The sequence below is a fragment of the Streptomyces sp. HSG2 genome (assembly GCF_016598575.1).
Taxonomy (GTDB): Bacteria; Actinomycetota; Actinomycetes; order Streptomycetales; family Streptomycetaceae; genus Streptomyces.
The window spans coordinates 4,743,209-4,762,401 of record NZ_CP066801.1 but is presented as its reverse complement, the minus strand read 5'-3'; the positions used below and the strand labels follow the sequence as shown (position 1 = coordinate 4,762,401).

At 72.9% G+C, this 19,193-nt stretch carries 18 protein-coding genes and 1 pseudogene; 7 read left to right on the top strand and 12 right to left on the bottom strand.

Annotated elements, in window-relative coordinates; all coding sequences use genetic code 11:
• Positions 1-248: 248 nt before the first annotated feature.
• The 6 genes from JEK78_RS20725 to JEK78_RS20700 form a co-directional block, all read right to left on the bottom strand.
• Positions 249-755: a hypothetical protein gene (locus JEK78_RS20725; RefSeq protein WP_200261676.1), complete on the bottom strand. Its 507-nt coding sequence runs from the start codon at positions 753-755 to the stop codon at positions 249-251.
• 196 nt (positions 756-951) lie between these two features.
• Entirely contained in the window at positions 952-1,635 is a 684-nt protein-coding gene (gene ung / locus JEK78_RS20720; protein ID WP_200261675.1) for a uracil-DNA glycosylase, read from the bottom strand.
• Between the two features lie 162 nt (positions 1,636-1,797).
• The gene (locus JEK78_RS20715) at positions 1,798-2,565 is read right to left on the bottom strand and encodes an SDR family oxidoreductase (protein ID WP_200261674.1); all 768 of its coding nucleotides are present in this window, start codon (positions 2,563-2,565) and stop codon (positions 1,798-1,800) included.
• Between the two features lie 18 nt (positions 2,566-2,583).
• Positions 2,584-3,345, bottom strand: coding sequence for a 3-oxoacyl-ACP reductase FabG (fabG, locus tag JEK78_RS20710; protein WP_200261673.1), 762 nt, complete (start codon positions 3,343-3,345; stop codon positions 2,584-2,586).
• A gap of 259 nt (positions 3,346-3,604) precedes the next feature.
• On the bottom strand, positions 3,605-4,003 hold the full coding sequence (locus JEK78_RS20705) for a DUF3037 domain-containing protein (RefSeq protein ID WP_200261672.1): 399 nt from the start codon (positions 4,001-4,003) through the stop codon (positions 3,605-3,607).
• Positions 4,000-4,755, bottom strand: coding sequence for a HipA family kinase (locus JEK78_RS20700; RefSeq protein ID WP_200261671.1), 756 nt, complete (start codon positions 4,753-4,755; stop codon positions 4,000-4,002). The genes JEK78_RS20705 and JEK78_RS20700 overlap by 4 nt, the downstream gene beginning before the upstream one ends.
• 190 nt (positions 4,756-4,945) lie before the next feature.
• Here JEK78_RS20700 and JEK78_RS20695 point away from each other — a divergent pair, with 190 nt between their 5' ends.
• Positions 4,946-5,428, top strand: coding sequence for a Rieske (2Fe-2S) protein (locus JEK78_RS20695; RefSeq protein WP_200261670.1), 483 nt, complete (start codon positions 4,946-4,948; stop codon positions 5,426-5,428).
• A 264-nt stretch (positions 5,429-5,692) separates the two neighbouring features.
• Positions 5,693-6,127, top strand: a complete 435-nt coding sequence (locus tag JEK78_RS20690; RefSeq protein ID WP_200264281.1) for a pyridoxamine 5'-phosphate oxidase family protein — start codon at positions 5,693-5,695, stop codon at positions 6,125-6,127.
• 235 nt (positions 6,128-6,362) lie between these two features.
• Here the strand turns inward: JEK78_RS20690 and JEK78_RS23545 are convergent.
• From JEK78_RS23545 to JEK78_RS20670, 5 genes and pseudogenes are all read right to left on the bottom strand, one after another.
• Positions 6,363-6,662 (bottom strand): annotated as a pseudogene (locus JEK78_RS23545) (EamA family transporter); the annotation flags it as partial.
• Between the two features lie 81 nt (positions 6,663-6,743).
• Positions 6,744-7,769 carry an EamA family transporter gene (locus JEK78_RS20685; RefSeq protein WP_200264280.1) on the bottom strand — a complete coding sequence of 342 codons (1,026 nt, stop codon included), beginning with the start codon at positions 7,767-7,769 and terminating at the stop codon, positions 6,744-6,746.
• A gap of 140 nt (positions 7,770-7,909) precedes the next feature.
• A complete protein-coding gene (locus JEK78_RS20680; RefSeq protein WP_200261669.1) occupies positions 7,910-8,551 on the bottom strand; it encodes a PadR family transcriptional regulator in 642 nt (213 codons plus the stop codon).
• A 151-nt stretch (positions 8,552-8,702) separates the two neighbouring features.
• Complete coding sequence (locus JEK78_RS20675; RefSeq protein ID WP_200261668.1) at positions 8,703-9,524, bottom strand: type II CAAX endopeptidase family protein; 822 nt, start codon at positions 9,522-9,524, stop codon at positions 8,703-8,705.
• Positions 9,525-9,764: 240 nt separating this feature from the next.
• Positions 9,765-11,282, bottom strand: a complete 1,518-nt coding sequence (locus JEK78_RS20670) for a glutamate-cysteine ligase family protein (RefSeq protein ID WP_200261667.1) — start codon at positions 11,280-11,282, stop codon at positions 9,765-9,767.
• A gap of 555 nt (positions 11,283-11,837) precedes the next feature.
• On the opposite strand from JEK78_RS20670, the gene JEK78_RS20665 reads away from it, so the two are divergent.
• The 5 genes from JEK78_RS20665 to JEK78_RS20645 all read left to right on the top strand — a co-directional run bounded on the left by JEK78_RS20665 (position 11,838) and on the right by JEK78_RS20645 (position 16,036).
• Positions 11,838-12,422 (top strand): hypothetical protein, encoded by a 585-nt coding sequence (locus JEK78_RS20665; protein WP_200261666.1) that lies wholly within the window; start codon positions 11,838-11,840, stop codon positions 12,420-12,422.
• A gap of 381 nt (positions 12,423-12,803) precedes the next feature.
• Positions 12,804-13,010 carry a DUF5999 family protein gene (locus JEK78_RS20660; RefSeq protein WP_200261665.1) on the top strand — a complete coding sequence of 69 codons (207 nt, stop codon included), beginning with the start codon at positions 12,804-12,806 and terminating at the stop codon, positions 13,008-13,010.
• 223 nt (positions 13,011-13,233) lie between these two features.
• Complete coding sequence (gene modA / locus JEK78_RS20655; RefSeq protein WP_200261664.1) at positions 13,234-14,055, top strand: molybdate ABC transporter substrate-binding protein; 822 nt, start codon at positions 13,234-13,236, stop codon at positions 14,053-14,055.
• Positions 14,052-14,927: a molybdate ABC transporter permease subunit gene (gene modB / locus JEK78_RS20650; RefSeq protein WP_200261663.1), complete on the top strand. Its 876-nt coding sequence runs from the start codon at positions 14,052-14,054 to the stop codon at positions 14,925-14,927. Before modA ends, modB begins: the two co-directional genes overlap by 4 nt.
• A gap of 89 nt (positions 14,928-15,016) precedes the next feature.
• Positions 15,017-16,036: an ABC transporter ATP-binding protein gene (locus tag JEK78_RS20645; RefSeq protein WP_242483437.1), complete on the top strand. Its 1,020-nt coding sequence runs from the start codon at positions 15,017-15,019 to the stop codon at positions 16,034-16,036.
• A 109-nt stretch (positions 16,037-16,145) separates the two neighbouring features.
• Here JEK78_RS20645 and gcvP read toward each other — a convergent pair whose 3' ends face one another.
• A complete protein-coding gene (gene gcvP, locus JEK78_RS20640) occupies positions 16,146-19,028 on the bottom strand; it encodes an aminomethyl-transferring glycine dehydrogenase (protein ID WP_200261662.1) in 2,883 nt (960 codons plus the stop codon).
• Positions 19,029-19,193: the final 165 nt, after the last annotated feature.

Sequence of the window (19,193 nt, the reverse complement as noted above, 5' to 3'; positions counted from 1 at the left end):
GCCACCGACCGGGATCCCGACGGATCCGGCCGGGGCGCGGAGTTCCCCGCCACGAGTCCCCGGCCACGGGCAGGTGCCGCCGCCCCTCCTGGCGCCCCCGGAAGATCGGGACTGGGGGGCGCTCGGGGCCGGGGAGGCGGACCTCTGCGCTTTGGGCGGACGGTACGGCCGATGGCCGGCCGACAGCGCGCAGGCCCGTGTCTGCGAGCGCGCCTACGGGCGTTGAGATGGTGTCGGGCGGGGTACGGTCACGCCGGGGGCGGGGAGTCGCCCGGGGGGAGATCGTCCTCGAGTCGGCCGGCCAACCGCCCGATGGCCGCCCGCACGCTCCGGCCGTACCGATCGTCGGCCAGGACTCCGCACGCCGCGCGAGCCCACCGCAGGTGCTGTCGGGCGGCGTCGGACCGGCCCAGTCGATGGTAGTCGGCGGCGAGGTCCAGGTGGAGCGCCGGATACAGCACGCGGACCGCGGGCACGGCGGCGTGATCCGCGAACCGGGCGTCGCAGAGTTCCTCGGCCGCGGACAGCGCCCTGAGGTCCCACGCCAGCGCGTCCGCCGGGTCGTCCTGCGTGTCGGCCAGGAAGCGCGCCAGCGTGCAGCGGTGCAGCGGGTCCGCGTCGACGCCGATCTCTCCCCAGAGTCCCCACAACCGCTCCCGAGCCTCCGCCCGGTCGCCCGCGTGATGCAGCAGCACCGTCTGTCCGATCCGTGTCATCACGGCGTCCGCGCCGATGCGCTCACTGTCCTCCGCCACCCTGTCCTCCGCCCGCGTCGACCGTCCCCGGCGACGGTATCGGCAGGGGGGAGGGAACGGCGGGAGCGGCGTCCCGGCCGAGCCGACGCCTCGCCCGGACCCTCGGACGCGAGCCCCGGCCGGCCTCCGGTGGGTCGAGGACGCCCCGGCGGGAGGCTCTCTCCGGCGGCGCCGTCGCCCCCGGGGAGAGCCGACCTCACCCCACAGAGGGCAGGCTCCAGTCGATCGGCTCGTGCCCTTGTCGAGCGACCGCCTCGTCGATGCGGGTGAACGGCCGGGTGCCGAGGAACCGCCGCGCGGACAGGGGGGAGGGATGTGCGCCTCTGACCACCACGTGGCGGGTCTCGTCGATCAGCCCGGCCTTCTTCTGCGCGTAGTTGCCCCAGAGGACGAACACCGCCGGGTCGGGGCGCTCCGCCACCGCGCGGATCACGGCATCGGTGAACTGTTCCCAGCCCCGGCCCTTGTGCGAGTTGGCCTCGCCCGCGCGGACCGTGAGCACCGCGTTGAGGAGGAGCACGCCTTGCCGGGCCCAGGGAAGGAGACAGCCGTTGTCCGGGACGGGGACGCCGAGATCCGCGTGGAGTTCCTTGTAGATGTTCCGCAGGGACGGCGGGACGCGCACGCCGGGACGGACCGAGAAGCAGAGGCCGTGTCCCTGCCCCTCGCCGTGATAGGGGTCCTGGCCGAGCACCAGGACCCTCACCCGGTCGAACGGGGTGGCCTCCAGCGCCGCGAAGACCTCTTCCCTGGGCGGGTACACCGGGCCGCGAGCCCGCTCCTCCTCGACGAAGTCCATCAGCTTCTCGAAATAGGGTCGGCGGAGCTCGTCTCCCAACACCTCGCGCCAGGATTCGGGAAGCAGGGCCATATCGGTCACGTCGACGTCCTCACGGTGCGCTGTCACTTGTCGTCACGGAGGAACCTACCTTCGGGCACCGACACTCCTCCTCGCCTGACGGCAGGGTCTCGTCGGGGCGCCCCACGCGAGCCACCCGACGGGCACGCGTCGACTCGGCGCGTGCCCGGGGAACGGCGACGGTCAGGACATCCCGGCGTCGAGGAAGAGCCCACCGTCGACCACCAGAGTCTGGCCGGTGATCCAGTCGGCCTGCTCGGAGGTGAGGAAGGCGGCGGCGCCGCCGATGTCGGAAGGAACGCCGAGTCGCTTGAGCGGATAGCCGGCCGATGCCTCGGCCTCCCGGCCCTCGTACAGCGCCTGGGCGAACCTGGTCTTGACGACGGCCGGGGCGATGGCGTTGACCCGCACCGCGGGGGCGAACTCGTGCGCCAGTTGCAGTGTCAGATTCACCAGGGCCGCCTTGCTGACACCGTAGGCCCCGATGAACGGGGAGGGCGCGAGGCCCGCCACGGAGGCGATGTTCACGATCGTGCCTCCGTTGTCCTTCTGCCAGGCGTGCCAGGTTCGTTGAGAGAACGCGAGCGCCGAGAGGACGTTGGTCTCGAAGACCTTGCGGGCGGCGTTCAGGTCCAGGTCGGCGATGGGGCCGAAGACGGGGTTGGTGCCGGCGTTGTTGACGAGGTGGTCGAGGCGGCCGAAGGCCTCCATGGCGCGGTCGACGGCGATTCGCTGGTGTGCCTCGTCGTGGGCCTTGCCCGCCACTCCGATCACCCGGTCGGCGCCCAGTCGCTCCACGGCCTCACGGAGGGTCTTCTCGTCGCGGCCGGTGATGCAGACCCGGTCGCCGCGCGCCACCAGCGCCTCGGCGATGCCGTAGCCGATGCCCCGGCTGGCCCCCGTCACGAGGGCCGCCTTCCCCGAGAGTTCGGGAGGTTGCTGCGAAGTCATGGTGTCCGTCCTGTCCGGTCAGTCGAGCGGTCCGCCGGCGACGTACAGCACCTGGCCGGAGACGAAGCCGGCGGCGTCGCCGGTGAAGAAGGCGATGGCGTTGGCGATGTCGTCCGGCTCGCCCACCCGCTGGACGGGGATCTGGGACGCGGCGGCCGTCTTGAAGTCCTCGAATCCCATCCCGACGCGTTCGGCGGTGGCCGCGGTCATGTCGGTGGCGATGAAGCCCGGGGCGACCGCGTTGGCGGTCACACCGAACTTGCCCAGTTCCTTGGCGAGGGTCTTGGTGAAGCCTTGGAGGCCCGCCTTGGCAGCGGAGTAGTTGACCTGGCCGCGGTTGCCCAGGGCCGACGAGGAGGAGAGGTTGACGACACGTCCGAAGCCGGCGTCCACCATGTGCTTCTGGCACGCCTTGGTCATCAGGAAGGCGCCGCGCAGGTGGACGTTCATGACCGTGTCCCAGTCGGAGACGCTCATCTTGTAGAGCAGGTTGTCCCGCAGGACGCCGGCGTTGTTGACGAGGATGGTGGGCGCGCCGAGTTCCTCGGTGATCCGCGCGACGGCGCTGTCCACCCGCGTGGCGTCCGAGACGTCGCAGCCGATGGCGATGGCCCGGCCTCCCGCGGCGCTGATCCGCTCCACGGTGTCGCCGCAGGCGGCCTCGTCGAGGTCGAGCACGGCGACGGCGCGACCTTCCGCCGCGAGCCGTACGGCGGTGGCCGCGCCGATGCCGCGCGCGGCGCCCGTGACGACGGCGACCCGCTGCTCGGTGGTGGGCATGCTGCTTCTCCTCTGTCCGGGGATGCGTCCGCAGCGGACCGCCCATGGTGAGCGACCGCTTAGTACCTTCGGCAGACGTGACGCTAGAAGCACCGGAACCACGTGTCAACGGGACACCTGGGGCTGTGATCGACGCCCCCCGGTGCGGCGCTCCCCCGCCGGCGCCGACCCCGCGCGACCTCGACTCCGGGCTTCGGCGCCCGTCGTGCCGGCGCGTCCGCTCGGTCCGGAGCGGCCACGCGCCGCCCGGAGGCGCCGGCTACCGGACGAGCAGGTCCAGCAGCCGCTCCGCCTCCGCGACGGGGTCGACGGTGAGGCCGGTGTGCACGGGCCCCGGCCGCAGGACCGTGGAGCGCGGCGCGACCAACCAGCCGAATCGCCTGCCGGGGTCCTCCCCGGCCGCCTGACCGGCGGCCTGCCCACCCTCGCAGACCCTCTCCACGGCGCTCAACGCGGCCCGGAGGGAAGCCATGTCCACCCGCGGGTCGACGGCCAGGACTCGGGCCTCGTCGAGATGGGTCCGGGCGACGATCGCGGAGCGGGCCCGACAGTGCACCAGAACCCCGACATTGAGACACTCGCCCCGCTCGGCCCGGGGGACGGCGCGAAGGAGCGCGTACTCGAAGACGTGGCGCCCCCCGTCCGGAGCTCCGGTCACGACGCCCCCTCGATGCGGGTGTGCACGGTGGCGGCGCGGGCGAGCAGGGGGCCGACATAGGCACGGCGCACGTCGTCGTGGGTCGGGAAGCCCGGCTCGTCGGCCAGCCAGGCGTCGGGGATCAGCCCCGTGACCTCCGCGAGGAGATCCGCGGTGACCCGGGGCGCGAGGTCGGCCGCCGCGCCGGCGACATCCGGGTCGAAGCGGAGCAAGGCGTGGTCGGACGCGTCGTAGGGTCGGGCGGCGGACACCCCGGCGCGGGGCCAGTTGTGGTGCCAGATCATGCTCGCTCCGTGGTCGACGAGCCAGATCTCCCCGTCGTGTCGCAGCAGGTTCGGGTTGCGCCAGGATCGGTCCACGTTGCCGACGAGAGCGTCGAACCACACGACACGCCCCGCCTCCTCCGAGGTCACGGAGAAGGCCAACGGATCGAAACCCAGGGCACCGGAGAGGTACTCCACACCGAGGTTGACACCACCACTGTTCCTGAGGAGTTCCTGCACCTCCGGGTCGGCCTCGCCGAGGCCGAGGACCGGGTCGAGGTCCACCGTGGCCAGTCGGGGGACCCGCAGCCCCAAGCGCCGGGCGAGTTCACCGCAGACCACCTCGGCGACCAGGGTCTTGCGTCCCTGGCCCGCGCCGGTGAACTTGAGGACGTACGTGTCCAGGTCGTCGGTCTCGATCAGTCCCGGCAGCGAGCCGCCCTCGCGCAGCGGCGCGATGTAGCGGGTCGCACAGACATGGTTGAGCATCGCCCCAGGCTACCCCGGCCCGGACGGAGGCCCTCCGGTCACTCCGGGCGACGACCCGGGCCATCGCGTGGGCCGACAGCCTCGTCAGGTCGTCGGCCCCTCGACGGTGCGCTCCGACCGCCGTGAACGGCTTCCCACTCCGGCGCGTACCACTCGGTGATCCGCGTCCGCGCACCGAAGGGAACGACCAGTGACCAGCACACCGCTTCAGCCAGGAACCGGACCGGCTCGGCGCACCGTCGTCGCCGCGGCGGGGGTGGCGGGGATCGCCGCCGCCCTCTCGGCGTGTTCGGGTGCGGACTCCGGGACGGCCCAGGGCTCGGGCGTCGTCGAGGAATCGAACGGAGCGTCCGCCGAGGCGGGGTCGGGGACCGAAGGGAGCGCCGCCGCCCCGCTCGCCTCGGTGTCGGACATCCCCGAGGGCGGTGGCAAGGTGTTCCCCGACCGGAAAGTGGTGGTCACCCAGCCGGTCGCGGGCGACTTCAAGGCCTTCTCGGCCACTTGCACCCATCAGGGGTGCGCGGTCAAGAGCGTGGCCGACGGGGTCATCAACTGCCCGTGCCACGACAGCAACTTCTCCGCGACGGACGGCAGTGTGCGCAGTGGCCCGGCGACGGAACCGCTGCCCGCGGTGCGAATCACCGTGACCGGCGACTCGATCGCCCTTGCCTGACCCCGAGTACGCGCGGGCGCTCCGCCCCCGGCGGTCCGGTGGCGTCGGGCGGACGCCGCACCCGTGGCGGGAAGAGCGGGGAAGGGGGCCGGAACGCGAGGTTCCCCGGCCCCTGCTCCGCTCCGCTCCGTTGCCCGGGCACGGAGAACGCCGCATCATTGACTGACGCTCCGTCAGTCGAGTCGGGGGCGCGCACGACCGCGGCACCCCTCCAGCGAGGAGTGAGAATTGACCACCGCCAGCCAGCGTCGCGGCCGGAAGATCATGATGACGCCCGGTGAGCTGGACGCCTTCCTCACCGCCGAACGGACCTGTCGGGTGGCCACCGTTTCCGCGGACGGCGCTCCCCATGTGAGCACGTTGTGGTTCGCCTGGGACGGCCGTTCCCTGTGGATGTACTCGGTGGTGCGCAGCAAGCGCTGGGTCGACCTCGCTCGTGACCCGAGGGTGGCGATCGTGGTGGACACCGGCGAGGACTACGACGAGCTGCGCGGCGCCGAGCTGTCCGGCACGGTCGCGCGGGTGGGCGAGGTTCCGCGCACCGGGGAACTCTGCGCCGAGCTGGACGTCCCGGAGACGCTGTTCGCCCGCAAGAACTTCGGGTTGGAGGAGATGCCGCACGACGGCCGGCACGCCTGGTTGCGGCTGACCCCGCGGAAGGTGGTGTCCTGGGACTTCCGCAAGTTGGGCCCCCGGTAGGACCCCCTTCACGGAATCCGGCCCGGCCGCCGCCGAGGCGGGGCACCGCGCGAGTGGGCGCCACCCCCACCCCCGTGGTGGGCCGCCCGTGGAGGCGACCCACCACCGGGAGCCCGGGAGGCCGCGCACGTGGCAAGCGCCGGTGCCCGGTTGCGCACTCGCGCGCGGCGGGGGGCCTCTCACCCACCGGGGCGGTGTCCTCCCAGGCGGACCGCCGCCGGTGGCCTCCGTCCCGTGCCCTTCGCGTCTCGCCGAGCGCCACGGCCGAGACCGAGACGAGCATCAGCACGGTGCCGGTCACCATCGCGACGGTGAGGCGCTCCCCGAGCAGGTGCACGGCCAGGACGGCCGCGCTCACGGGCTCCAGAAGCATGATCACCGAAACGGTGGCGAAGTGGAGCCCGTAGGCGAGTGCGGTGGGCACCGCGGCGACGCGGACCACGAGTGCCGCGGTGAGGCCGGTTTCGGCAGAGCGCGGCAGCAGCCCCTCCGCCACGGCCAGGGGAAGCAGCGGCCCACTGATGACGACGAACGCTCGGCGGACACCACGAGAACGCGCGCGAGGAGCCCGCCTCAGCGGGCCGGAGGCGGAAGAACCGGAGAATCCGCGGGCACCCTACGCCGCGGGCTCCCGGGCGGAGGACTCCCGACGGGGCCCGCCCGAGGCCACCGGTTGCGGTGCGGCTCGGACCGGGGTCGCGGTCTGGGCGACGAACGCGCCGGTCAGGACGAGAACGCCACCGACGAGCTGCGGGGTCGAGAGTCGCTCGTCGAGCAGTACCCACGCGAGGGTCGCGGCCACGACCGCTTCCAGGAACGCCACCACGCCGGCGATCTGCGGTGAGAGTCGACGTACCGCGAGCACACCGGTGACGTAGGCCAGCACGGTCGCCATGAGCACGGTCCAGGCGAGCAGGAGCGACGCGGCGACCGGTGTGCCGTTCATCGGAACGTCCCTCGTCAGCACCGTCCAGTCCATGTTCCAGGGCCGGGCGACGACGGTGAGGAGGGCGGCCCCGGTCAGCAGTCCGTACGCGATGACGCCGAGCGGCTCCGGAGCGCCCTCGCCCGCGTCACCGCCCCGATCGGCCAGGACGAAGTAGCCGACCTGGCAACAGGCGGCGCCGAGCGCGAAGAGCAGACCGAGGGCGTCGAAACCGAGCCCGGACCAGACCTCCACGACGCAGGCGAGCCCCGTGACGGCCAGGACCACGCCGACGGCGGCGGCCCGGGTCACCGGGCGGCGCTGGACGAAGCGCACCCAGCCCAGGAGCAGCGCGGGGCCGAGATACTCGACGAGGAGCGCCACGCCGACCGGGATCCGGGAGATGGCCGCGAAGTAGCAGGCCTGCACGCCGGCGACGGCCAGCAACCCGAAGCCCGCGAGCAGACCCGGGTGGCGGCGCACCAGGGAGCGGTGGCGCCAGGCGAGCGGGAGCATCACCAGCGCCGCTCCGGCGACGCGGAGCCACACCACGTGGAGCGGGTCGAGACCCGCCTCGATGAGGGGTTTGGCGGCGACACCGGAGCCGCCGAAGGCGACCGCCGACGCCAGGGCCAAACCGACACCCGCGCCCTTGGCCCGGCCACCGGGCGCACTGTCTGACGTGAACACCGGCCCATGATGACAGGCCGACGTCATGAGCGTCACCCTGGTTGACACCTGTCCCACCACGTGGGCACGGCGACAACCGGCGCCCTGGGGGCCGAGGGCTCGGCGGCGCGACCCCCGGACGCCCGGACGAAGCGCGCTCCGTCGGTCTGGTCGACCGACGGACGTCCCTACCGGTCCTCGTCCGCGAGGATCAGGTAGAGCCTCTTTCGCGCGTCCCCGACGACGGCGAGGGCCTTCTCCCGCTGTTCCTTGCTTCCGGTCTTCCAGACCTGACCGAAGGCCTCCAGCAGACCGAAGCCGGCCTGACGGATGTCGTTGAGCCCTTCCCAGTCCACCCCGCGGGAGGCCTCCTCCCACGGGGCCTCCGGCCCGTCCTCGGCCGCCGCGCGACCCTGCTCCGTCAGCGAGTACAGCTTCTTGCCGCCTTCGCTCTCGCTGACGATCAGACCCTCGTCCTCGAGGAGTTGAAGGGTCGGGTAGACCGATCCGGGGCTCGGCTTCCAGGCACCGTCGCTCCGTTCGGCGATCTCCTGGATCATCTCGTAGCCGTGCATGGGCCGACTCCTCAGCAAGGCCAGGAGCGAGGCGCGCACGTCGCCACGGCGCGCCCGACCTCGCGGCCCGCCTCGTCCGCGACCACCCCAGGGGCCCGGCCCGAAGGCGGTCCCGAACGGCCCGCCGCGGCCGCCGTGTCCACCCGCGCCGAAGGCGGAACGGCGCGCCTCGAACCCGTCTCTGCCGCATCCGCAGTGGCCCGCCTGACCACCGCTCCGACCGCCGCGGCCACGCTCGTGTCCGTGTGCGCCCATCGCGCTCACCTCCCTGATCGCCGACCTATCGAGATACTCAACGATATATCGCGTAAGGGTCATCCGCCAGAGTTCCGTGACACTTCGCCCGGGGGCGGCGAGGGGAGGCGTCGACCCGGGGAGCGGCGGGCGTCGCCGGGCGACTCCCCGATCACGCGGTGGGCAGCCAGCCCACCTTGCCCGCCAGAAGGCCGTACCCGACGAACGCCCCGATGTCGAGCAGGGCGTGGGCCACGACCAGCGGGCCCACCCGTCCCCAGCGCCGGTACAAGTACACGAAGAGGACGCCCATGGCGACGTTTCCGATGAACCCGCCGACGCCCTGATAGAGGTGGTAGGAACCGCGCAGCAGGGCACTGGTGGCCATGGAGGCCCGAGGCGACCACCCCGCCTGGTCCAGCCGACGCAGGAGATAGCCCAGGACGATCACCTCCTCCAGCACGGAGTTCTGTACCGCCGAGAGCACGAGCACCGGGTACTTCCACCACACCTCGGGAAGCGCCTCGGGCACCACGGTGAGGTTGAAGCCGAGTGCGCGGGCGGCCAGGTAGAAGGCGATGCCGGTGCTTCCGACGACGGCGGCGACCGCGGCGCCGCGCCCCAGGTCGGTCCAAGGCCGTCGCAGGTCGAACCCCAGCACCCGTAGGCCCTTCCCCTCCCGCAACAGCAGGTGCGCGACGAGGGCGACCGGAACCAGGGCGGTGGCGATTCCGAAGAGCTGCCAGGCCAGGTCGAGCCAGGGGCGGCCGGGGGCGGCCGACGCGTTCAGTGTGGCCGCCTGGTCCTTGAGCCCGCCCGGCCGGGTGACCGATCCGACGAAGCTGATCAGAGCGGCGACGCCGCTCGCGCCCAGAGAGAGCGCCAGGACGAGCAGCGTCTCGTCGCGCAGGACGCGCCGTGGTGGCCGCTCCGGACGCCATGGGGAAAGGGGGTCGCCCAACGGGTCCGCCTCCGCCTGCACACCAGCCTCCATCACGCCACCGGAAGTCGCCGCCGCTTGCCCGGTCAGTATGGACGCCGGCGAGCCTCGGCGGCGAACCGGCGTTTCCCGCCGGGGCCCGGCTCGCGCATCCGGTCGAAGCCCAGGGTGGGCGCGAAGGGGAAACACGTGGAGTCGTCGGCGGGGACGGCCGCGCCGCTCCTCACCGCGCGGGCGGCCCGGCCGGGTCGTCGTGTGGGGCGCGAACGGCACGCGCCCGCGCGACCGGACGGGTCACGCCAACGGCACCGGGTCGGGCAGTCCCACCGGCCACCGGTGGACGGGGTCTCCCAGACAGGCCAACTCGCGGTAGCGGCGGGTCATCGCGGCGAGCGCCGCCTCGCGCGACATCCCCGACTCCAGGGCGCGATGGAACGTCGACGCCTGCCAGGACGCCCCGTTGACCCGGCGCCTGCATCGCTCCTCGACCACACCCAGGTACAGGTCCCGATCGGCAGGCTCGATACCCCAGGCGTCCAGGCCCGCGTGGGCCAGCGGCAGCAACTCCTCCAGCACCAGTGTCGCGGCGTCGATTGGCGCGGTTCCTCCGTGACGCCCCCGACGCGGCCAGGTGAGAACGGCCTCGATGCCCTCCCGGCACGCGGCGTCGAAGTTCGCGGCGGCCGCCTCGAACGGCAGCCGGCCCCACAGCGGACGCGGCTGGTCGGCGAGGGCCCGCACGACGCCGTAGTAGAAGGCGGCGTTGGCCAACACGTCGGCGACGGTGGGGCCGGCCGGCAGAACCCGGTTCTCCACTCTCAGGTGCGGCACTCCGTCGGCGACGTCGTAGACGGGGCGGTTCCAGCGGTAGACGGTGCCGTTGTGGAGCGCCAGCTCGGCCAGCGACGGCACACCGCCGCGGTCGAGCACGTCGAGGGGGTCCTCCTCGTCGCAGATCGGCAGCAGGGACGGGTAGTACCGGAGGTTCTCCTCGAAGAGGTCGTGGGCGGAGTTCACCCACCGCTCGCCGAACCACGTGCGGGGCCGGACCCCCTGTGCCCGCAACTCCGGCGGGCGGGTGTCGGTGGACTGCCGGAAGAGCGGGGGCCGGGACTCGCGCCAGAGCTCCCGACCGAAGAGGAAGGGGGAGTTGGCACCGATCGCGATCTGCGCGGCGGCCACCGCCTGCGCCGCGTTCCAGACGTCGGCGAACCGCTCGGGAGTGACCTGGAGGTGGAGCTGCACCGACGTGCAGGCCGCCTCGGGCGCGATGGACTTCGAGGTACAGGCGAGCCGCTCGACCCCGTCGATGTCCAACTCGAAGTCCTCTCCTCGCGCGGTGACGATCTGCTCGTTGAGCATGGCGTAGCGATCGACGGCGGAGAGGTTCGACGAGACGAGGTCGTCACGGTCGAGGGTGGGAAGAATACCGATCATCACCACGCTCGCCGACAGTTCACCGGCTTTCCGGTCGGCATATGCCAGCGAGGTGCGAATTTCCTCGGCGAGGTGATCGAGAACCCGCCCCGCCAAGCGGTGCGGACTGACGTTGACCTCCAGATTGAACATGGCCAGTTCGGTCTGGAAGTCGCGACTGGCAATGCGCTCCAGGACTTGCGCGTTCAACATTCTCGGCATGCCGTCGGCACCGACGAGGTTGAGTTCGATCTCCACACCCATCAGGTTCCTGGGGCTGTCGAACCGCTGCTCCGCCAGGAGGCGCTCCAGCCCCCTCAGGCATCGCCTGAGCTTGTCCCGGTAGCGCCGGCGATCGGACAGGTCGAACCGACCTGCCTCGACCTTCTCCCCCATGGAGGCGTCCCTTCTCGGATCGGCGGACCATCGGGCGGACCGTCGGCGTACGGGTCAGGTGGGATGATGCTGCCCAGTCCGAGCGATCGATAACGCGGGCGAGACACCGCGTGAACGGTTACGCTCCCCCTGTGTGATCGGTGGCACACTCGGCTTTCCGCCCGAGTCACCAGTACCCGATCGATGCGAGGCCAAAAGCGCCGACCAAAACCGGCCGACCCCCGCAGGTCGCCTTTCGCGAGGCCGATCGGACCCCTCGCCCTCGGGAATCGGGATGATTTCCGCGAATCGACGACGCGATGCGACCTTGCCTGATCGAACGGGAACTGGTAGTCCGATCTCCCGCTACACGCCCTCGTATAAGCTCGGGGTCGGGGTAGTGGGTCGACGTCCCCACGCGCGGGATCCGGTCGCCGCGTGGACCCAGGACGGACCTCGACCGGCCCCCCTCACGGCCGCGCCGCGTCACCGGCCGTCGTTCTCCGCCCCGTCTCCTGCGAAGCCACGCCGCACCCTTCCCGCGCCACGCCCCTTCGAACGAGAGGCGATCCCGCCATGCCGCTCCGCTTCCCCCCGCCCCCCTCGCCCGCGCTCCGCTCGGTCCTCGTCGCCCTCGCCTCGCCGACGGCCGTCCGCGAGGCGCGCACCTCCTCGTTGCCGCGCGAGGAGGGTCCACTCGCCCCCGACCTCCCTCTCCCCGTCCACACGCTCGAGCGGGTCACCGCCGAGGGCACACCCGTGACGCGGCTGACCGGCTGGCGCTTCCTGATCCGGGGCGGTGGGGCGTCGATCGCCGCCGCGGAGACCACGCTGACCCCGGACGGCTGGGCCTTCTCGCACTTCTTCGAGGGTCCCTACGTGCCGGCGACCGAGCGCGCGCTCCGCCGAGCGGAGGAAGCGGAACGCGAGACCCAGCCACGCCTGCTCTCCGTACCCGGCCTCTACATGCTCGCCCTGTGGCTGCACCACGACGGCGGGGCGGACGCCGCGACCGGACACCCGGACCCGACGGACCTGTTGGTCCCGCTGGCCCCGGCCCCACCGGGCATCGTGGCCGATCGGCCACGCCCCGTCACCGAACTCCTCCCCGTGCTCACGGCACGACACCGCACGGGCGGCCTCCTCGGTTCGCCCGCCTGACCCACCGGAAGAACGGACCTCCGAGCCGACCCGATTCGCCACGTCCGCGACCGGGGTGCGGCGGCGCCGGCCAGTGCTCACCGGCCGGCGCCGCCCGCGCGTGTTTCCGTCAGGCGAGGACGCCGACAGCGCTCCCCCCTGCCGACCGTGACTCGCCGCCCTTCCGGGCGCGCCGGGGACCGCGACCCGCCCGCGAGGGTGAGACGTCCGGAAGCCGGGGCGGCGGTCGTGCGAAATCCCTGCGGAACAGGGCCCGCGAGGCAACACTGGGGTCGAACCGACCGACTCACCGACGGGGGTGCGGCCGTGGACGACGGTTCATCGTCCGGGACACCGCGCACGGCGGTCTCTCCCCCGAGGTCAGACCGAGAGATCCCCGCCATGTGCCCACATCAGCCGCCCTGTCCGTCCGCCGACTCCGCCGACCGGGAGTCCGCCCGCCTCGCCGCGCACCACCCGGAGCAGGGTTGGAGCCTGCTGTGCAACGGCGTCGTGTTCTTCGAGGACACCGGCGAGATCCTGCCCGACGGCCGGGTCGTCCCGCCGCATCGCGCGGCCGACGGAGCCCGATCGGCGACACCCGCCTGAGGGTGCCGGATCGGCCGAGCACCGAGGTCGCCGGCCGGGCGTCCGCACCCGAGGTCCGCGGCGAAGTCGCCCCCCGCACACCCGCCGCGGGCGAGCGGATACCCTCGCTCGTGCGACGAAGCGGGGCACCTGCCTCGTGGACGCGCCGTCAGTCCGCCGTTGCGGAGGCCACGCCGGCAGCCCGTTCGCGAGTACCTCCGCCGCCGACGCAGAGGAGTGCCCCATGACGAGCCGCGCGGCGGTTCGGTCCCGCCGTGTCCCGAGGGCCGCCGGCCCGGCGGCCGGAGTCGCCGCCCTGCTCCTGCTGGGCGCCTGTTCCCCCGCCGGCCCCTCGGGCGACGCCCGCGCGGGGGACGTCGCCCCGAGCATCGGCGGTGTGGTCACGGTGTTCGCCGCCGCCTCCTTGGAAGAGACCTTCGCCGCGCTCGCCGAGACCTTCGAGAAGAGCCACCCCGGGACCGAGGTGACGTTGAGTCTCGGCGGCAGCGACGGGCTAGCGGCGGGCATCGCGGCCGGGGCCCCCGCCGACGTGTTCGCCGCGGCCGATCCCGTGACCATGAAGACCGTCGCCGACGCCGGGGAGACCGCCGGCGCCCCGGTGGTGTTCGCCCGCAATCGGCTGGAGATCGCCACCCGACCGGGCAACCCGGACGGGATCACCTCTCTCGGCGATCTCGCCAGGACGGACCTGAAGGTGGTGGTGTGCGCCGAGACCGTGCCGTGCGGATCCGCGGCGAGGAAGGCCCTGTCCGCCGGGGGAGTCCGGCTCACACCCTCCTCGTACGAGGAAGACGTCCGCGGCGCTCTGACCAAGGTCCGGTTGGACGAGGCGGATGCCGCGCTCGTCTACCGCACCGACGTCGCGGCGGCCGGCGACGCCGTGGGCGGGGTGGATTTCCCCGAGGCCGCGGAGGCGACGAACGACTACCCGATCGCCCGGCTCAGGCGGTCCGAGAACCCCGACGCCGGCCAGGCATTCCTGGACCTGGTCACCTCGGCGGAGGGCCGGCGTGTACTGGACGGGGCGGGGTTCCTCGCACCGTGAGTCGCGCCGATCGCCACAGGACCGGCGGCGCCGCACCGGTCGCACGACGCCCGCGACGTGGCGGCCCGACGGCGCCCGGCGGCGGGCGGGGCCGGAACGTGCCGCCGGTCCTGCTGATCCCCGCCCTGGTCGGCCTCGCCTTCCTGATCCTCCCTCTCGGCGCCCTCCTCGTCCGTACCCCCTGGGCGGAGCCGGCCGGAGGGTGGTCCGGCGAGGTGGTGTGGCCGGCACTGCGTCTGTCCCTGGTGTGCGCCACCTGCGCCACCGCTCTCAGCCTGCTCCTCGGCGTCCCGCTGGCGTGGCTGCTGGCCCGTACCGATTTCCCAGGACGCCGGCTGTTGCGGTCCCTGGTGACGCTTCCGCTGGTCCTGCCGCCGGTGGTGGGCGGTGTCGCGCTGCTGCTGGCCTTCGGCCGGAACGGGATCGTCGGAGAGCGGCTGGACGCGTGGTTCGGGATCACGCTGCCGTTCACCACCGCCGGTGTCGTCCTGGCCGAGACGTTCGTGGCGATGCCGTTCCTCGTGATCAGCGTCGAGGGCGCGCTGCGAGCCGGCGATCACCGCTACGAGGAGGCCGCCGCGACCCTGGGAGCCTCCCGCCTCACCGCCTTCCGGCGCGTCACCCTCCCCCTCGCCGCCCCGGGGATCGCCGCCGGAGCCGTACTCGCCTGGGCGCGGGCTCTCGGCGAGTTCGGGGCGACGATCACGTTCGCGGGCAACTTCCCCGGCCGCACCCAGACGATGCCCTTGGCCGTCTACCTCGCGCTGCAGCGGGACCCGGCGGCGGCGATGGCGCTCAGCCTCGTCCTGCTCGCCGTGTCCGTCGCCGTGTTGGCAGGGCTTCGCGGCCGTTGGATGGGCACGCCGTCGTGATCCGGCCCTGGGAGACCGCCGCCGCCCCCGGCGGCGTCGACAACCGGCCCGGGGCGGTCCGCCCATGTCCCGAGGGCCTCGACGCCCACCTGGTCGTGGACCGCGGCGACTTCCGGCTCGACCTCGTGCTTCGGGCCGCCCCCGGCGAGGTGGTGGCCCTGCTGGGGCCGAACGGAGCCGGGAAGAGCACGGCGTTGCGCGCGCTCGCCGGTCTCCTTCCCCTCACCGACGGTCACCTCGGCCTGGACGGAGTCGCGCTGGAGGGAGCTCCCCCGGAGTCCCGGCCGGTCGGCATGGTCTTCCAGGACCATCTGCTGTTCCCTCATCTGAGCGCGCTCGACAACATCGCCTTCGGCCCACGCTGCCGGGGGGCCTCGAAGGCCGCCGCCCGCGCGCGGGCGGCGGAGTGGCTGGAGCGGATGGATCTGGCCGGGTACGCGAACAGCAGGCCGCGCGCGCTGTCCGGAGGCCAGGCCCAGCGCGTGGCGCTCGCCCGCGCGCTGGCCACGGGCCCGCGGCTGCTCCTGCTGGACGAGCCGCTCGCCGCGCTGGACGCCGGCACCCGGTTGGACGTCCGGACCGTGCTGCGAGGTCACCTCGCGGAGTTCGAGGCCGTGGCCGTGCTGGTGACCCACGATCCGTCGGACGCGATGGTGTTGGCCGACCGTCTGGTGGTCGTCGAGCGGGGGCGGGCGGTGCAGCGGGGAACCCCAGAGGAGGTCGCCCACCGCCCGCGCACGGACTACGTGGCCAGGCTCGTCGGCCTGAACCTCCTCCGAGGCAGGGCGGAAGGCCGCGGCGTCAGGCTCGCCGGCGGGTTCACGCTGGCCTCTCCCGAGGAGGGCCGCGGTCCGGCGCTGGCGGCGTTCCCGCCCGGGGCCGTCACGCTGCACCGCGCACTCCCGGCCGCCTCCCCCCACCGGCCCCGGTGGCGCTGCAGGGTCGTCGGACTGGAACCCCACGGCGACCGGATCCGCGCCGAACTCGACGGCGAGCAGAGGCTGACCGCGGAGCCGACCGCGGTCGAGGCGGCGGAACTGGGGCTTCGCTCGGGAGTGGAGGTCTGGGCGTCGCTTCGGACGGAGGAGGTCCGCGCCTACCCGGCGTAGAGGGCCGATCCGGACGCGAGGCCCCCCCGTGGGCGGCGACGTCGACCGGGCGCCGGTGCCCGACCGACGAGGGGAAACGTCCCTCTCGTCGGTCGGACGGGCGACCGGCTCAGTCCTCGTAGGCGTCGAGCGGGGGACAGGAGCACACCAGGTTCCGGTCGCCGAACGCCTGGTCGATCCGACGGACCGGCGGCCAGTACTTGTCGGCCGGGGACACTCCGCCGGGGAAGAGGGCCTCCTCGCGGGTGTAGGCCTGCGCCCATTCGCCGGTCGACGCGCTCGCGGTGTGCGGGGCGCCGCGCAGCGGGTTGTCGTCGGCCGGCCAGTGGCCGGAGCCGACCTTGTCGATCTCACCTCGGATGGCGATCATCGCCTCGCAGAAGCGGTCGATCTCCACGAGGTCCTCCGACTCGGTGGGCTCGATCATCAGCGTGCCGGCCACCGGGAAGGACATCGTCGGCGCGTGGAAGCCGTAGTCGATCAGACGCTTGGCGACGTCGTCGACGGTGACCCCGGTCGCCTTCGTGAGCGGACGGAGGTCGACGACGCACTCGTGGGCGACGAGGCCGTCGGGCCCGGTGTAGAGGACCGGGTAGTGCGGTTCGAGGCGCTTGGCGATGTAGTTGGCGGAGAGCACCGCCACCTGCGTGGCCCGGCGCAGACCCTCGCCGCCCATCAGGCGGACGTACGCCCAGGAGATGGGCAGGATTCCGGCCGAACCCCAGGGAGCCGACGACACCGGACCCACCCCGCCGTCCGGGCTCGCGGGGAGCGCGGGGTGGCCCGGCAGGTAGGGGGCGAGGTGGGCGCGCACGGCGACCGGTCCGACCCCCGGCCCACCGCCGCCGTGGGGGACGCAGAAGGTCTTGTGAAGGTTCAGGTGCGAGACGTCCCCGCCGAAGTGGCCGGGCTTGGCGAGGCCGACGAGCGCGTTCAGGTTGGCCCCGTCCACGTAGACCTGCCCACCAGCGTCGTGCGTGGCGGCGCAGATGTCGGCCACGTGTTCCTCGAACACGCCGTGCGTGGACGGATACGTGATCATCAGGACGGCCAGTTCCTCCCGGTGCTCCGCGATCTTGTCCCGGAGGTCCGCGACGTCGATCTCGCCGTCCTCGGCGGTGCGGACGACGACGACCCGCATCCCCGCCATCACGGCGCTGGCGGCGTTGGTGCCGTGCGCCGAGGAGGGGATGAGACACACGGTCCGCCGCTCCTCGCCGTTGGCCCGGTGGTAGGCGCGGACGGCGAGGAGACCGGCGAGCTCTCCCTGGGAGCCCGCGTTCGGTTGCAGGGAGACCCGGTCGTAGCCGGTGACCTCGGCCAGACGCTCCTCCAGCTCCCGGATGAGCGTCAGGTAGCCCTCGGCCTGCTCGACGGGCGCGAAGGGGTGCATCCGCCCGAACTCGGGCCAGGTCACCGGTTCCATCTCCGTCGTGGCGTTGAGCTTCATCGTGCAGGAGCCGAGCGGGATCATGCCGCGGTCCAACGCGTAGTCCCGGTCGGCCAGGCGACGCAGATAGCGCAGCATGGCCGTCTCCGAGCGATGGGCGTGGAAGACCGGGTGGGTGAGGTACGCGTCGTCGCGAAGGAGGTCCTCGGGCAGAGCGTCCTCGCTCGTCGCGTCCAGCGCCTCGATGTCGCCCCCGACGCCGAAGGCCGCCCACACCGCCGCCACCTGGGCCCGCCCGGTGGTCTCGTCGCAGGCGAGGGAGACGTGGTCGGCATCGACGAGGCGAAGGTTGACGCCGTTCTCCCTGCCGGCGGCCACCACCTCGGCGCCGCGCCCCGGGACGCGGGCGGTGACGGTGTCGAAGTAGGCGGCGTGCACCACCTCGACCCCCCCGGCGCGCAGCCCCGCCGCCACCACCGCGGCGTAGCGGTGGGTGCGACGGGCGATGGTCCGCAGGCCCTCGGGTCCGTGATGGACCGCGTACATACCGGCCATGACCGCGAGCAGCACCTGCGCGGTGCAGATGTTGCTCGTGGCCTTCTCCCGGCGGATGTGCTGCTCCCGGGTCTGCAACGCGAGGCGGTAGGCCCTGTCGCCGTCCGCGTCCACCGAGACGCCCACGAGACGGCCGGGCAGGCTTCGCGCCATCTTCTCCCGCACGGCCATGTAGCCGGCGTGCGGTCCTCCGAAGCCCATCGGAACGCCGAAGCGCTGGGTGGTGCCGACCGCGATGTCCGCGCCCAGCTCGCCGGGCGACTTCAGCAGTGTCAGGGCCAGCAGGTCGGCGGCCACCGTCACGAGGGCGCCGAGTTCGTGGGCGCGATCGACGAGCGGCCTGATGTCGCGAACCGCTCCGGAGGCCCCCGGGTACTGGATCAGCACCCCGTTGATCTCCCGTTCGGCGATCTCGTCCGGGACGCCGTCCGCGAGGTCGGCGACGACGACCTCGACCCCGGCGGGCTCGGCCCGCGTCCGGAGCACCGCTATGGTCTGCGGCAGCGCGTCCGCGTCGACGAGGAACAGCCCTCTCTTGTTCTTGCCCATGCGGCGGGAGAGCGCCATGGCCTCCGCGGCCGCGGTGCCCTCGTCGAGCAGCGAGGCGCCCGAGGTGGGCAGCCCCGTGAGGTCGGCCACCATCGTCTGGAAGTTCAACAGGGCTTCCAGCCGGCCCTGTGAGATCTCCGGCTGGTAGGGCGTGTAGGCCGTGTACCAGGCCGGGTTCTCCAGCACGTTGCGCAGGATCACCGGCGGGGTGAAGGTGCCGTGGTACCCCAGGCCGATCATGGAGTGGAGGACCTGGTTCCGGCCCGCGAGTTCGCGCAGCTCGGCGAGGACCTCCGGTTCGGTGCGCGCGTCCGGCAGGTCCAGCGCCTCGGTGTTCTTGATCACGTCCGGGACGGCGGCGGCGGTGAGTTCGTCCAGCGAGCCGTAGCCCACCTGCGCGAGCATCTTGGCCATGGCCTCGTGATCGGGGCCGATGTGGCGCTGCTCGAAGGGGGTTCCCCGTTCGAGGCGGGAGAGGGGAATGCGATGGGCGGTCATGGGCGGAGGCCTCCTGGTCTGACACGACCTTCGAGGGGCACCACGGCGCGGGTGCCCGGACGGCCTCCCCCTCTGTCATCTCCACCTGAGAGCTTCACCGGGCGCCCGTGAGACCCGGCTTTCCCCGTCGGTGAGAGCGGAAACCGTCGACACCCGCCCTACTTT

Excerpts from the sequence above, each read along its gene's own strand:
- JEK78_RS20715 (WP_200261674.1), bottom strand. The coding sequence starts at position 2,565 with ATGACTTCGCAGCAACCTCCCGAACTCTCGGGGAAGGCGGCCCTCGTG.
- fabG (WP_200261673.1), bottom strand. The coding sequence starts at position 3,345 with ATGCCCACCACCGAGCAGCGGGTCGCCGTCGTCACGGGCGCCGCGCGC.
- JEK78_RS20700 (WP_200261671.1), bottom strand. The coding sequence starts at position 4,755 with ATGCTCAACCATGTCTGTGCGACCCGCTACATCGCGCCGCTGCGCGAG.
- JEK78_RS20690 (WP_200264281.1), top strand. The coding sequence starts at position 5,693 with ATGATGACGCCCGGTGAGCTGGACGCCTTCCTCACCGCCGAACGGACC.
- JEK78_RS20685 (WP_200264280.1), bottom strand. The coding sequence starts at position 7,769 with ATGACGTCGGCCTGTCATCATGGGCCGGTGTTCACGTCAGACAGTGCG.
- JEK78_RS20680 (WP_200261669.1), bottom strand. The coding sequence starts at position 8,551 with ATGGGCGCACACGGACACGAGCGTGGCCGCGGCGGTCGGAGCGGTGGT.
- JEK78_RS20675 (WP_200261668.1), bottom strand. The coding sequence starts at position 9,524 with ATGGAGGCTGGTGTGCAGGCGGAGGCGGACCCGTTGGGCGACCCCCTT.
- JEK78_RS20670 (WP_200261667.1), bottom strand. The coding sequence starts at position 11,282 with ATGGGGGAGAAGGTCGAGGCAGGTCGGTTCGACCTGTCCGATCGCCGG.
- JEK78_RS20665 (WP_200261666.1), top strand. The coding sequence starts at position 11,838 with ATGCCGCTCCGCTTCCCCCCGCCCCCCTCGCCCGCGCTCCGCTCGGTC.
- JEK78_RS20660 (WP_200261665.1), top strand. The coding sequence starts at position 12,804 with ATGTGCCCACATCAGCCGCCCTGTCCGTCCGCCGACTCCGCCGACCGG.
- modA (WP_200261664.1), top strand. The coding sequence starts at position 13,234 with ATGACGAGCCGCGCGGCGGTTCGGTCCCGCCGTGTCCCGAGGGCCGCC.
- gcvP (WP_200261662.1), bottom strand. The coding sequence starts at position 19,028 with ATGACCGCCCATCGCATTCCCCTCTCCCGCCTCGAACGGGGAACCCCC.